This is a genomic window from Agrobacterium tumefaciens (assembly GCF_005221385.1).
Taxonomy (GTDB): Bacteria; Pseudomonadota; Alphaproteobacteria; order Rhizobiales; family Rhizobiaceae; genus Agrobacterium; species Agrobacterium tomkonis.
The window spans coordinates 478,603-492,892 of record NZ_CP039903.1 but is presented as its reverse complement, the minus strand read 5'-3'; the positions used below and the strand labels follow the sequence as shown (position 1 = coordinate 492,892).

The 14,290-nt window shown below is 60.0% G+C and carries 9 protein-coding genes and 1 tRNA gene; 5 read left to right on the top strand and 5 right to left on the bottom strand.

The window, feature by feature from the left end; all coding sequences use genetic code 11:
* Nucleotides 1–442 precede the first annotated feature (442 nt).
* The 3 genes from CFBP6623_RS02460 to CFBP6623_RS02450 form a co-directional block, all read right to left on the bottom strand.
* A complete protein-coding gene (locus tag CFBP6623_RS02460; protein ID WP_080842246.1) occupies nt 443–1,543 on the bottom strand; it encodes a hypothetical protein in 1,101 nt (366 codons plus the stop codon).
* A gap of 246 nt (nt 1,544–1,789) precedes the next feature.
* Nucleotides 1,790–3,847, bottom strand: a complete 2,058-nt coding sequence (locus CFBP6623_RS02455; protein ID WP_080842248.1) for a site-specific integrase — start codon at nt 3,845–3,847, stop codon at nt 1,790–1,792.
* A gap of 166 nt (nt 3,848–4,013) precedes the next feature.
* Nucleotides 4,014–4,088, bottom strand: a tRNA-Gln gene (locus tag CFBP6623_RS02450).
* Nucleotides 4,089–4,290: 202 nt separating this feature from the next.
* Here CFBP6623_RS02450 and CFBP6623_RS02445 point away from each other — a divergent pair.
* A complete protein-coding gene (locus CFBP6623_RS02445; RefSeq protein WP_046798539.1) occupies nt 4,291–5,199 on the top strand; it encodes an MBL fold metallo-hydrolase in 909 nt (302 codons plus the stop codon).
* 250 nt (nt 5,200–5,449) lie between these two features.
* Here CFBP6623_RS02445 and CFBP6623_RS02440 read toward each other — a convergent pair whose 3' ends face one another.
* A complete protein-coding gene (locus tag CFBP6623_RS02440; RefSeq protein WP_046798930.1) occupies nt 5,450–6,370 on the bottom strand; it encodes a DUF1499 domain-containing protein in 921 nt (306 codons plus the stop codon).
* 752 nt (nt 6,371–7,122) lie between these two features.
* On the opposite strand from CFBP6623_RS02440, the gene CFBP6623_RS02430 reads away from it, so the two are divergent.
* From CFBP6623_RS02430 to CFBP6623_RS02420, 3 genes are all read left to right on the top strand, one after another.
* Nucleotides 7,123–8,487, top strand: a complete 1,365-nt coding sequence (locus tag CFBP6623_RS02430; RefSeq protein ID WP_046798538.1) for a dicarboxylate/amino acid:cation symporter — start codon at nt 7,123–7,125, stop codon at nt 8,485–8,487.
* Nucleotides 8,488–8,635: 148 nt separating this feature from the next.
* Nucleotides 8,636–9,229, top strand: coding sequence for a demethoxyubiquinone hydroxylase family protein (locus tag CFBP6623_RS02425; protein ID WP_232370419.1), 594 nt, complete (start codon nt 8,636–8,638; stop codon nt 9,227–9,229).
* Nucleotides 9,230–9,393: 164 nt separating this feature from the next.
* Nucleotides 9,394–9,666, top strand: coding sequence for a hypothetical protein (locus CFBP6623_RS02420; protein WP_046798537.1), 273 nt, complete (start codon nt 9,394–9,396; stop codon nt 9,664–9,666).
* Here CFBP6623_RS02420 and ppdK read toward each other — a convergent pair.
* A complete protein-coding gene (ppdK, locus tag CFBP6623_RS02415) occupies nt 9,644–12,370 on the bottom strand; it encodes a pyruvate, phosphate dikinase (protein ID WP_046798536.1) in 2,727 nt (908 codons plus the stop codon). The two genes, CFBP6623_RS02420 and ppdK, sit on opposite strands and share 23 nt — an antisense overlap.
* Nucleotides 12,371–12,598: 228 nt before the next feature.
* On the opposite strand from ppdK, the gene CFBP6623_RS02410 reads away from it, so the two are divergent.
* Entirely contained in the window at nt 12,599–13,576 is a 978-nt protein-coding gene (locus CFBP6623_RS02410) for a VOC family protein (protein ID WP_046798535.1), read from the top strand.
* The last annotated feature ends 714 nt before the right edge of the window (nt 13,577–14,290 follow it).

Here is a 14,290-nt window from a genome sequence, read left to right as displayed (position 1 = left end):
GCCGGCTGGCTTCAAACGAAACCGTGTCCGAAGTCAGGGACGATCAGTTAAGCGAGATCAGACGAGCGCCAGCCCAGAGGCGTGGGCGATCGCACAGCAAGTCAACCGGCGCCGCGGCGAAGCGCGGTCGTCAACAGGATCAGGAGACGGAGAAGCTTCCCGTTCGGAAGCGAAGCAGATATGGGTCGACATAGCCCAAGGCCTTTCGAGAGAAGGTTGCGGGTCAGGCCCTCGTTCGATGTTGGCGCATCGGCGGGGGCCGCTAAGTGTCTGCAGATATTCAATTTCTGCTGACCCCGTCGACATAGCCCGGAGAATCGCGTCCGGCAAGCCGGTCAGAACGCATCCGGAACAAAGAGCCCCGGTATGGTTAACGGGACACGCGGCAGCCAGCGGACAAAAAAATAGCCCCGCACGGCGGCGGGGCTCCTGGACGTCATCTTCAAGCTGCCAGCTTCCTGTATTGGCGTTTCAGGGGCTTGGGATCGAAGACGATCTGGCTCCTGATCTCGTCCCGGCGCTCGGGTGCCACGATCTCCAGGGCATTTTCGACGGTTTCCTGTACCTTGGAGGGCATGTCTTCGAATGCGAGCAGCCCGTCGTCAGCCTCCTCGTCGAGCGGAGCGGCGGCATCCGCACGATCCTCCCCGTCAGCGTCGTCGTGCAAGGCTTCACCGTGGACGACGAAGCGCAGCAGGGGAATGACCTCGGCCTGAAGCCAGGGGACGAAGTCTTCCTTGCCCGGCCAGCCGTTGGCTCCACCCATGGCGGACAGAAGCTCCTGCACCTTGCGCCAGGTCGTGCCTTCCGTCAGCTTGGCCGGCCGCCAGTTGACGCTCGCAACCATCGCCGGCTGCAAGGGGGCCGCGATGCTGTTGATCAGATCATGCGCGTGCTTGCAGTCGTCCATGACCAATTCCTGCAACGGACCCTTGAACACTGCACGGTTTTGCGCCAGCGGTTCCATGGCCTTCTCGACCCGTTTCAGGATGCCGGTTGTCAGCTGGAGGAACTTCACCGAGTCCTCCTCGACTTTCAGCTCGGCTATCTTGCGCAGACCGGCCATTCCGCCAACGTCGAGGACCGCTTCATTCTTCGCCTTCTTCGTAGGCACCGCACCGACCATCGCCTTGACCTGGGCGACGGTGAGCTCCTCGCCGGCCTCGATTGCCGAGATGACCCGTTCGACGTTCGGCTGCTCGGCGTAGGCCAGCACGAACAGGACTGTCGGAGCGACCGCCGCGGCCTCGAGGCGCTCCTTGTAGTCCATCAGGTTGGTATGGACCGCGATGTAGTTGCGACCGGTCTTCGGCGTGAACTTGCACACCGCCTTTATCCACGCGCCGAGCGCTTTCTCCGGGAGGATGGACTTTGCGCGCACGAGGTAGCCGCCGACCTCGTAGGCCTGCGCTGTCGTCCGACGTCCGAGCGAGTGAAAGGCATCGCCCAGCCGCTTCAGCTCGTCCTTCTGGGCCCGGCTGAGGGTCTGCCCCGGCTTGGTCTCGGCGATCGCCTGCCTCTTCCTATGGGTGTATTTCGCCATTCGTTTCTTGTCTCCGTTTTCATCCGGTCTTCATCGATGACCGTGAGATAATGGTGACATGGATTTCGGAAAGGTGTTACAACCGCGATTGTCAACACTCTGTATTTTAACGTTTTTTCTCCATATACAAGAGATTTCCGCCAATCGCTGCGCTGGATTCCTCAATGAATTCAACGCGGCGAAATTTTTTAGTTTGTATTTTAATTGCACAATCACTAATTCAATTAATGATTGATTCAAAATCTCTCACGTAGCAGATTTCCTGGCTCGAGCCGGACGGGACGCATGCGTCAGAACCGACTCGGTCAGATGGATGGGACGAGCCTTCAGGTGCGCGGTCGGCAAAGGCAATGTTGACAGAGCATCGGCCATGACACGCAGGCGTGCTGGGTTCGTATAGCGACCCTCGTTCACCCCTTCGTTGCTGTGTCCCAGGATGTCCTTCCTGATTTCCGCTTGAGTACCGGCCTGCTTCATTTCGTCGTTGCACCAGTGCCGGAGGGAGTGCAGCACCTTTCCCTCCTCCTTGGCCCGGGGTAGCGCTGCCGCCCGGATTTTTTGCCAGCTGTCGTCAAACACGTCGCCCATCGGTGTCGTTGCACATGCGGCCTTCAATTCAGGAAACAGCAATTCATGACCAAGGGTGCGAAGCTCTTCAACATATCGGAGAAAGCCCAGTCGGATCAGCTCCGGATGAACCGGTACACGTCGCTTCGATTGCTCGTTCTTGAGCTTGCGCATGGAATTTTTTTCGATGCGGATGCACGGAAGACCCTGGTCGGTTTCAACCTCCGACAGGAGCAGGCCGCACATTTCCTCCCGGCGCGCTCCGATATAGATCGCCAGCAGCGGAACCCAATAGGCGGCATCATGAAAAACCTCCTCTCCGCTCGCGAAGCGCTCGTCGAAACTGGCCGCGCCTTCCCACACAGGAAGCGAAAAAATCGTCCGGATTTCCTCAGTGGAAAAGCGTCCGCGTTCATTTCTGACGTCACCCCTCCTTTTGGCTCGCAGGCCAGAAACGCCTTCGAAATTGCCGAAGGGATACCCGGCGTGCTTGCAGATGTCGACGATGTTGCTGATCTGCGTCATGTAGCGGTTTATCGTCCCGGGCGACAAGCCAACCTCCTCGGGCGGCAGGCCCTTGGCGCGGGCCAAAAGCTCACTGAGCGGGATGATGTGATCTTTTGGTGACCTGCCGTGGTTTTTCGGCAGCTTGAACAGCATGCTGCGGAACTCCGAGATGTTTGTCTGTTGCATGCGCGCCGGCTGATCGTGCCCAACGAAGCGGACAAATAGCCTGGCGACGCTGACCTGTTGCTTGATCATATCCGATCGCCACTCCCCGATGGCAACCTTCTCCTCTGCTGCCTGCCGGACGATCTCGACGAGCCCCCTGTCCGACTCTTGCAGTTCCAGCTCTGCCTCGTCCTCGTCGTCGAGATCGATCTCATCCTCGGTTTCGGCCGGAGAGGCGGCAACCGCTATTGCACTAACCGGCGTAACCACTTTCGCTGGAGGTGCTACCGGTTGCGAAAACGACAGCGCTGTTCGGTTCGCCAATGGCGCTACCGACGTTTGCTGCGACATGGCCGGAGTCGGCGCAGCATGCGATGCAGCCGCCGCTGCCATATCTCCGATAAGCGCCGCATTCAGGAGGGCAATATCGTCAGGGCGGACACCGGACCATCGCCGCTCGGTATTGAGCAACGCCGCCGACATACCGCGCAAGCATAGCTGCTCGGCCTGGAGGATGTGCGCTTCCGCCGGTGCGATGTTGTGTTCCTTGAGGATCGCTTCCAGTTGGCGGCGACCAATCTGGCCGAAGCCGTTGGTGCTGAGGAATGCGATTGTCTCGCAAACGCCCTGGACCATTTCATCATCAAGGCCGGCAGCCCGCATTTCACGCTCTTCGTCGGGACCAACCCTTGCATTGATCCCCTGGGCTGCGAACAGGCGAAACGCCCAACCGGTACGAATTTCCGTTTGCCGCTTGTTTGCGGCGTCCACGCCTGCCCCCGAACCGATGGCCATCATCGCATCCAGATGGAAGCTGTGCTGCTTGGCGGCTTGGATGAGGATTTTCTTTGCGTCTTCCGGCGATATCATATTGTGTCTCAGGCTGGGCAGGAGACGATGGCTGGCAAGCGTCACCTCGGGAGCGACGACCCGCGCCCGTCCCAGTTCCTTGGTGTGCAGGCTGATTTCGAGCCGCACCCAAGCATGAACACCTGTTCCAAGTGGTAAACGACGCCGCCACCAGTAGACGGAACCGCGCTTGTAGACATGTTGAATCGTTGCCATGCTAAACCCTTTCCTAAGAGGGTGAGCAGGACTTGGGTACCCTTCCTGTAAGACAGCTGTGTACGACAGTCGTGTAAGACAATCCTGTACGACAGTGCCCCGAATTCGATTCCCAGCTAACTCGGAAGAGCTGGAAAACCGCGATTCTGGCTTGAAAAGGGAAGCTTGGCTGGGGCGCCAGGATTCGAACCTGGGAATGCCGGTACCAAAAACCGGTGCCTTACCGCTTGGCGACGCCCCAACAGGGCAGCGAAGGCGAAACGCCGCTGCCTGAACCGCGCCTGATTAGCAAAGCCTGCCCGGCCCGGCAATGACCCGGCGACTTATTTTTTCACAAAATCCAAGCTTTTTGGATGCCGTGCCAGAGATGGCATGTTAGGGCTTGGCGATGGCGCGGTTGAGGCCGTGGCTCAAGCTGGCATGGCATTTTTCAGGAGGTCTCGATGGCGGACCCGGCATTCGATCTCGATTTTAAGCCGGCCTATGGCGAGGCGGTTGCTGTCGCCCCGCTGATCCAGCGCCTCACCGTCAACAACCCTTCCGCCTTCACCTTCCATGGCACCAATTCCTATATCGTCGGCGACCGTTCCGTCGCCGTCATCGATCCCGGTCCGGAGGATGAGGCGCATTTTCGGGCGCTGATGGCGGCGCTCGAAGGCCGCGAGGTGACGCATATCTTCGTCAGCCATACCCATCGCGATCACTCGCCGCTTGCCCGGCGGCTGAAGGAGGCAACCGGGGCGCTGACGGTGGCCGAGGGCCCGCACCGGGCCGCCCGGCCGCTGCATGTGGGCGAGACCAACCCCTTTGCCGAAAGTTCCGATACGGCTTTTGCGCCGGATATCGCACTTGGCGACGGGCAGAGCCTTTCCGGCGACGGCTGGACGCTTACCGCGCTGCATACGCCGGGCCACACCGCCAATCACGCCGCCTTCGCGCTCGATGGCAGCGGCATCGTCTTTTCCGCCGATCACGTCATGGCCTGGGCCACCACCATCGTCGCACCGCCGGATGGGGCAATGAGCGATTACATGGCCTCGCTGGAGCGGCTGCTCACCCGCGACGACCGGCTGTTCCTGCCCGGCCATGGCGGCCCGGTCACCGATCCCGCCGCCTTCATGCGCGGGCTTCGCGCCCACCGCCGCATGCGGGAAAAGGCGGTTCTGAAACGCATCCGCGACGGCGACCGGTTTATCGCCGATATGGTGAAGGTGATTTATGCCAGCACCGACAAGCGCCTGCATGGGGCGGCCGCACTTTCCGTGCTGGCGCATATCGAAGACCTGATCGAAAAGGGCGAAGTGCGGACGGACGGGGCGCCTTCGCTCTCGGGTGAGTATTTTCCGGCGTAGTGGGGGAGCTTTCGAGGATCGTTCAGCCTCATCTCTTGCCGCATCTTTCGACGTGGGCGAGCGGGTGCTGCTTGTTTCTTCTCCCCGAGGGGAGAAGGTCGCGGCAGCGGGATGAGGGGGCGAGGGTCGAGATAAACGGAGAGCTTACCCCCTCATCCGACCCTTCGGGCCACCTTCTCCCCGGCGGGGAGAAGAAAGAGGTGGCGACCTCTCGTCCTCCATCAAGACGACGCGTAGCGTCAACTACACCTCAGTTATCGTTCAACCCCTGCATTTCCGCATCCAGCGCATCGAGATAGGCCTCGGCAATAGCAGCTCCCATGCCGAGATCGTGCGGGGCGTAGCGCGAGGCGACGCGGACATCGACGATGGTGGTTTCCGCCTCTTCCTTGAGGCGGATGAGAATATCGAAACGCAGGCCCCAGATGCGCGTGCGCGTTTCGCCCTGCATCAGCACCACACCGCTGCCGTTAAAGAAAGTGGGCTGCGGTGCCTCGGCCGGTCGGGCCGTGGGCACCGGCACGATAGAGGGCAGGTCTTCGACAGGCCCCTCTTCAGCCGGCGGCGTCTTGTCCTGTTCTGGAATGCCGGTGGAGGGCGCTTCCTCCGCGCCGATGACGCCTCTCGTGTGGCTGATGCGGATATTCTGGGCGGCGGCCATCTTCTTGGCGGCCGCATAGATGCGGTCGATCGCGCCTTCATAACGGCGGCCGGCGAGGCTGGCATAGGCAATCGCCTGCGCGTCCCGGTCTTCCTTTGCCACCATGGCGGGCCTTGCCAGCCATTGCTGGTTCGCCACCGGCACCACCAGCCATTCCGGCACGTCGGTCAGATCTGTCGAGATGTCGTAGATCTTCGGCTGCTGCCAATAAAGATATGCGCCGTAACCGACCACACCGAGCGGCAGGGCCGATAGAAGAAGAGCGGCAAGTGCTGAAAGCCCGCCCCGCGCGCCCCTTGTCCACAGCCGCTCAAGGCCGATCAGCGCCAGAAGCACCGCCATCAGCGCAATGCCGGCGGCAATCATCAGCAACCCCACAAGGTCAGGCGTCGTCAGCGGCCCGAAACGGTGGATACCGGCGGCGATGAGAAAAAGCGCCAGCGCCACTAGTGCGAGATAGCGGGAAAGATAGGCTGCAACCGAAAAAGGCCGGACGAAACGCACAGTCATGGAAGCGGATATCCGTATGATCGCATTGGCGTAAAAGCGTTGCACCCGAAATCTGGCAAGGGAATCACCTGCATATGATGTCATAGACCGGATTTGCGGCGAGGAAAACAAAGGAGGCGGCCGATCTGCCGGTAAAGCGTGCTCACAACCTCCCAAGACCTCTCTTCCGTTATGCCGGACATGATCCAATGCTGTCCGGGTTGAATTTCTGGGCAGGTCGCTGTCCACTTGAAGTCGGTGATGAAGGGTGAACATTCACTCAACGTCATCCTCGGCCTTGTGCCGAGGATCCAACCACGTCGAATAAAATCAATACGTTGGCGGATCCTCGGGACAGGCCCGAGGATGACGGCGGCGCAATTGACATGACTTTCCTTCTCATCGGACGACGGCGCTCTTCTTTGGTGTCCGGTTAAGGCGAAAATCCGGAAAGCCTATTCGAATGAGAGTCTTGTGTCTTGTCCAGAAATTTAAACCGGACACTGGTCCGGGGTGCGCAACACTCTTGCCAAATGCAGACACTCTCCTGGCCTCCGGTATTGCCCCGACGGACTGAGAGGCCACGGCAACAAGAAACGGGAATATTTTTTTGCGTTGTCGCCGCTTAAGAGAATAATTCCCCGACAATGCAACAAATACGCAAGCTCATCCCTTAATTGCTGAGGAAATCGGCGTATCCTCGGCGACCTCCCTCGAGAATGCGTGTAAAAAGTGCAACATTCTCGTTTTCTTGCACAATAAAGAGACATGTCATGTCACAGGCAACGACGTCCGCCGGCCCCTCCGGGCCTAAACCCTTTTATCGCAATTTCGGCTTTCAGGTTCTGATCGCCATGGTTATCGGCCTGCTGCTCGGGCTTCTTGCGCGCAACATCGGTCCCGATGCTGCCGGCAGCCCGAACGGGCTTTCGGTGACGCTGCAGACCATCGGCAGCATTTTCGTGCAGCTCCTGCGCGCGCTGGTGCCGCCGCTGATCTTCACGGCCATCGTTGCCTCCATCGCCAATCTCAAGAACCTTTCCAATGCGGCAAAGCTGGTATGGCAGACACTTTTGTGGTTCGCCATCACTGCGCTCATCGCCGTGGTCATCGGCATCGTGCTCGGCCTCGTCATTCAGCCGGGCGTCAACACGGCGATTGCCAATACGGCTGCGGCAGCGCCGTCCTCCACCGGTTCGTGGCTGGACTTCCTCAAGGGCCTCGTTCCTGCCAACGTCTTCGGCCTCGAAGCGTCTACCAAAATCAACAACGGTTCCGGCAGCACCTCGCTGAACTTCAACGTGCTGCAGCTGCTCGTGGTATCGATTGCCTTTGGTGTTGCGGCACTGAAAGCGGGCAAAGCGGCGGAGCCGTTCCTCGCCTTCAACCAGTCGCTGCTCGCCATCGTGCGTAAAATCCTCTGGTGGGTCATCCGCCTCACCCCGATCGGCACGATCGGCCTGCTCGGCCGCGCTGTTGACCAATATGGCTGGACGACGCTTTCGCAGCTCGGCTGGTATGCGGCGGCCGTCTATATCGGTCTGGCGCTGGTGCTCTTTGTGGTTTATCCGGCGCTGCTGATCGCCCATGGCCTGAAACCCTCGCGTTTCTTTGCCGGCGCATGGCCGGCCATCCAGCTCGCTTTCGTGTCGCGTTCCTCCATCGGCACGCTTCCCGTTACCGAAACCGTGACGGAAAAGAGCCTGGGCGTGCCGCGCGAATATGCCGCCTTCTCCGTGCCGCTCGGCGCCACCACCAAGATGGACGGCTGCGCAGCCATCTATCCGGCGATTTCAGCGATCTTCATCGCACAGTTCTTCCAGGTGCCGCTCGGCATTCAGGAATATGTGCTGATCGTTTTCGTCTCGGTGCTCGGTTCCGCCGCAACGGCAGGTCTCACGGGCGCAGTGGTGATGCTGACGCTGACGCTTTCGACGCTCGGACTGCCGCTCGAAGGCGTGGGCCTGCTGCTTGCCATCGACCCGATCCTCGACATGGGCCGCACGGCGGTCAATGTCGCCGGTCAGGCGCTGGTGCCCACCATTGTCGCCAAGCGCGAAGGCATTCTCAATGAGGCCGTTTATAACAACGCCAAGGATATCGACGCGCTCGATGACCGTGAAGTAGCACCGGCCTGACAGCGATAATTGTGGGGTGTTTCCGGTAAAACGGGAAACACCCCAGGTCGTTTTCTGCTGTCACAAATAGTATCAAAACCGCCTCCCATGGCGCTTATAAAATCTGCTGCATTCAGCTGGAATGGAACGCGCTTTGGAAATGCTTCGAATGTCCCGCGGTCTCGGCAAACACGACCCAGCTCTTACCGTTCGGCGTATTCTCAAGGTCAATCACGCCGGTGAATTTGGCGCTATTCGTATCTACGGAGCGCAGATATGGATGGCTCGCCGGCTGTTTCCGGAGATCGTGCCCGCTCTTCAGGAAATGCGGGAAGACGAAATTGATCATTGCCGCCGGTTCCGGGACGCCATGCCAGCCAGAAAAGCGAAACCTTGTCGCGTAATGGCATTTTGGAGCCTTGGAGGTCTCGTTCTCGGTTTTCTGACCGCGCTCGGCGGACGCAACATGGTCTGGATTTGCACCGAAGCTGTTGAAAGCACCGTTCACCGCCATCTGGAAGATCAATTGGCCTTCCTGCAAACAAGAGATCCCGAGCTTCACGGGCTTATCGCTTCAATTCAAGAACAGGAATTGGCCCATCTGCAGGAAGCCGAGAAAAACCAGACGACGCGCGGTTTGGGCCACAGGCTTCTGCTGCCGATTATCGGCTTTCTCACCGATCTGATGATCTGGCTCTCGACATGGGGGGATTCGAGCTGGATGCGCGCTGAAATGGCGAGATCCAGACAGTCTGGACGATAAGCGCCGTAGCTGGATACCGACTAAGGACCCGACATGACGGTAGAGAGGTTCTCGTTCCAAACGCAACTTTCCGCGCCAACGCGGCTTTTCCCCGTATGAAAACAGGCGTATCAATCGCGGCAATAAAAGTGCCGTACGGCTGTCATGTTCAAGGGAGAAACAAGATGCGTGTTTCCATCGTCCTCGGTGCGCTTGCCACTATGCTGGCGCTCACCGCCTGCCAGACGCTGACGCCGGAAGAGCGACGGGCGCGGGACGAGGCGACATGCCGGGGTTATGGTTTCCGCCCCGGCACAGACCCGATGGCGGGTTGCCTTCTCGATCTGGAAATGGACCGCCGCGCCGATAACCGCGCCTGGCAGGCGCAGATGAACCGCGACATGTTCTACCGGCCGGTCGTCGTCGAGCGTCAGATCATCGTCCGACAGAACCCCTGACGGGAATAAACGCGACATTGCTTGCCACCTGCCCCTCCTTCGCCCGCGCAGCAAGCGTTGCCTGCGCGGCGGCGAGGCGGGCGATGGGCACGCGGAAGGGTGAACAGGACACGTAATCGAGATCGGCATCCTCGCAGAAATGAATGGAGGCCGGATCGCCGCCATGTTCACCGCAGATGCCGAGCTTCAGTTCCGGCCGCGTCTGGCGGCCACGTTCGGCGGCAATACGGATCAACTCCCCAACACCGTCGAAATCGAGCGAGATGAACGGATCACGTTCGATGATGCCCTTGCGCTGATAGGTATTGATGAAGCGCGCCGCATCGTCGCGGGAAATGCCGAAGGTCGTCTGCGTCAAATCGTTGGTGCCGAAGGAGAAAAACTCCGCGGCTTCGGCGATGACATGGGCGCGCAATGCTGCGCGCGGCAACTCGATCATGGTGCCGGTCAGATATTCGAGCGTCATGCCGGTTTCTTCCGCCACGGCGGCAGCAACGCGATCGATAACCTCGGTAACATAATCCAGCTCCGATCGCAGGCCGACCAGCGGCACCATGATCTCAGGCACAACGGGCGCGCCGGTGATGCGCGCCGCCTCAACGGCGGCTTCGAAAATGGCGCGGGCCTGCATTTCGGCGATCTCGGGATAAGAAATGGCGAGACGGCAGCCGCGATGGCCGAGCATGGGGTTAAATTCGTGCAGCGCATCCAGCCGCTGGCGGAACACGGTCTGCGGCATGCCCATGGCGGCCGCCACCTCGACGATCTCGCCATCGGTCTTCGGCAGGAATTCATGCAGCGGCGGATCCAGCAGACGGATCGTCACTGGCAGGCCATGCATGATCTGGAACAGTTCGGTGAAATCCGAACGCTGCATCGGCAAAAGCTCATCGAGCGCTGCCCGCCTGCCCTTTTCGCTTTCGGCAAGGATCATCTCGCGCATCACATGGATACGGTCGCCCTCGAAGAACATATGTTCGGTGCGGCAGAGGCCGATGCCTTCGGCACCGAAGGCGCGGGCGGCGCGGGCGTCGGCCGGAGTATCGGCATTGGTGCGCACGGTCATGCGGCGCAGATTGTCGGCCCAAACCATCAGCTTACCGAAATCGCCTGACAGTTCCGGCTGCGTCATCGGCACTTCGCCCTTCAGCACCCTGCCGGAAGAGCCATCGATGGTGATGATATCGCCGCGCTTGAGCATACAGCCGACGCCGATCAGCACCTTGTTGCGCATGTCGACACGCATGGAGCCGGCACCGGTAACGCAAGGGATACCCATGCCGCGCGCCACCACCGCGGCGTGGCTGGTCATGCCGCCACGCGTCGTCAGAATGCCTTCGGCGGCATGCATGCCGTGAATATCTTCCGGGCTGGTTTCGATGCGCACCAGAATGACGCGGCGACCTTCGGCTTCCGCCGCAACCGCTTCTTCCGAGGTGAAGACGATCTCACCCGTCGCGGCCCCCGGCGAAGCCGGCAGGCCGGAACCGATGATGGGGCGGGAAATGCCCGGATCAATTGTCGGGTGCAACAGCTGGTCGAGCGATGAGGGCTCGATGCGGCAGACGGCCTCTTCCTGCGAAATCAACCCCGCTTCCACCATATCGACGGCGATCTTCATGGCGGCGCGGGTGGTGCGTTTGCCGGAACGGGTCTGCAACATCCAGAGCTTGCCGCGCTCGATGGTGAATTCCAGATCCTGCATGTCGCGATAATGGTTTTCCAGTCGATTGCAGATGGCCAGAAACTCACTGAACGCCTCCGGCATCAGCTTTTCCATCGAGGGCTTGTCGGAACCCGACGCCAGCCGCGCCGCCTCGGTGATGGATTGCGGCGTGCGGATGCCGGCCACCACATCTTCCCCTTGAGCATTGACGAGGAATTCGCCGTAAAGCTCCGCCTCGCCGGTGGAGGGATTGCGGGTGAAGGCGACGCCGGTTGCCGAGGACGAGCCGAGATTGCCGAAAACCATGGCCTGCACGTTGACCGCCGTGCCCCAATCGCCCGGAATATTGTGCAGGTGGCGGTAGGTTACGGCGCGGTGGTTGGTCCAGCTGGCGAAGACGGCGCCAATCGCACCCCAGAGCTGGACATGACAGTCCTGCGGGAAGGCTTCGCCCAGCTCATCTTCGATCAGCTTCTTGTAAAGCGAAACGACGTGCTGCCATTCGACCGCCGACATGTCGGTATCGTATTCGTGGCCGAGCCGGCCTTTCTCGTCCTCGAGAATTTCCTCGAATAATTCGTGGTCGAGGCCCATGACCACATCGGCATACATCTGGATGAAGCGACGGTAGCTGTCCCAGGCAAAACGGGCGTCGCCTGCATCATGGCCCAGCGCCTCGACGGTGCGATCATTGAGGCCAAGGTTCAGGACCGTATCCATCATGCCCGGCATGGAGGCGCGCGCGCCGGAGCGCACTGAGATGAGCAACGGCGAATGGCTGCCGCCGAAGGTCTTGCCCGTCACCGTTTCCATGCCGTGCAGGCCGGCCATGACTTGAAGCTTCAATTCCTCGGGAAGATCACGTCCGTTCTTGTGATAGAGGGCGCAGGCATCGGTTATGATGGTGAGGCCGGGGGGAACGGGTAGGCCGAGACTTGCCATTTCGGCAAGGTTCGCGCCCTTGCCGCCCAATATTGCAACGTCACCTGCCCTGCCTTCGGCAGCACCATTGCCGAAGGTATAAACCCATTTTTTCATTCCACGCTCTCCACCCAGAAGCGTTGTCATTTTTCTATCATCTACAGCATTGCCAGCATGTTGGGAACGCCGCAACGTACAGTTTACATCGCAGTGCAGCATAATTGCGGCGAATTGCGCGCCAGAATTGCCGCAAACACAAAATAACAGCAGGACTGACGCATTCGTGTAGTGCGCAGAAACGGAGTGTTCCCTAAGCCATTATCATCGCCGACAAAGAGATTATTCATGCAATTTACTCGCCGCCATACGTTGAAATTTGCCGGAATTTCTTGCGCCGCCACGGCGCTGGCCGGTGCGCTCAAGGCCGAGGGCGGCACGCCCGCCGCAAATGCCGCGCCCACCCTGCCCTTTGCCGTGACGACACCCATGCATATCGGCCAGGCCGCACTTCGCGTGCGCGACCTTGATCCGATGATCGATTATTACCGTTCGGTGCTTGGCATGAACGAGGTGGGACGCACGGCGAGAGGCGTGACGCTCGGCGTGGGAAGCGTGCCGCTGCTCGATCTCGTCCACAAACCGGCGGCAGATTTCGAAAGCCCTACCTCCGCCGGCCTGTTCCACATCGCCTATCTGATGCCCTCCCGCAAGGATCTGGCCCGCTGGCTGGTGCATGCGGCGCTCAGGCAGGTGCCGCTTTCCGGTTTTGCCGATCACAATGTCAGCGAGGCGGTCTATCTCAACGATCCCGAGGGCAACGGCATCGAGGTTTACAGCGACCGCCCAAAGGACGCGTGGGTCTGGAGCGGCCGCGTGGTGAAAATGGGCACCGAACCGCTTGATGTCGATAATCTCGTGGCGCTGACCGACACAAAAACCGACCATTACGAGGTCGCCCCGGCCGGGATGCGCATCGGCCATATTCACCTGCGGGTCGGTGAAATCGCCGCCGCCCGTGGCTTTTATGAACAGGCTGTCGGCCTGCAACCGACGCAGGATGCGCGTTCGGACGCATCATTCCTCTCCTCCGGCGGCTATCACCATCATCTGGCAGTGAATAGCTGGAACAGCCGGGGTGCGAAGGAACGCAACGCCATGGAGACCGGTCTCGACTGGTTTTCAATCACCGTTCGCAATCCCGATGATCTCGAGGCGCAGAAGACGCGGCTGCGAGCGGCCGGTTATGTGCTGGTGGAGATGGAAAACGATATGGTGGAGGCGATCGACCCCTGGGGCACGCGGCTGCGACTGGTGCCGGGGTGAGTGGTGGTGGGTCTCTCCATGCATGATGCGGAGTACACTGCGCGATTGACGGTTACGTCGAGTTGAGCGTTTAGAGGGCTTCGCAGCATCTTCTCCTTCCGACGTTCCGGCCTTGGAACGCTACTGTCCGGTTTAAATTTTCAGCGTTGGACACGAATGACGTATTGCCGTCGCCCTATGAATGGCAAACCTCGCCAAACACTCCGACGTCATCCTCGGGCCTGTCCCGAGGATCTGCAACGGCTTGATTTTGTTGACGTGTTTAGATCCTTGGGACAAGTCCAACGATGACGTCGAGAAAATGCTCAACGCTCACCACTGCCTTCCACGCCATATGAAGTGTCCAGAAATTTAAACGAGACGGCAGTAGCCTTGAGCCGTAATCCAGCCGACGCGCGTCGGCGCGACGGGAAGAGTCTTTTCAGCCCAAGGACTTGGGCTGGCTGGATACCGGCTCAAGGCCGGCATGACGGAGGAGGTTTGCGCCCCGGAAACGATTACCAGCCATGCAGCCACCTCGCCCTATGAACCCGGGAAAAGAAAGCCTTGCGAGGCCACGGCAGCGGCCTCGCAAGGCATTCCATCCGGTACAGGAAACCGGATGGGGGGTCTGGTGAGAGCCCTTGGTTGTTTCGGAAAACATAGCAAAATGCTGCGCATTGTCGCTCACCCGAATGGGTGATACGGCCAGATAAATTCGCGATGGAGAGAAAC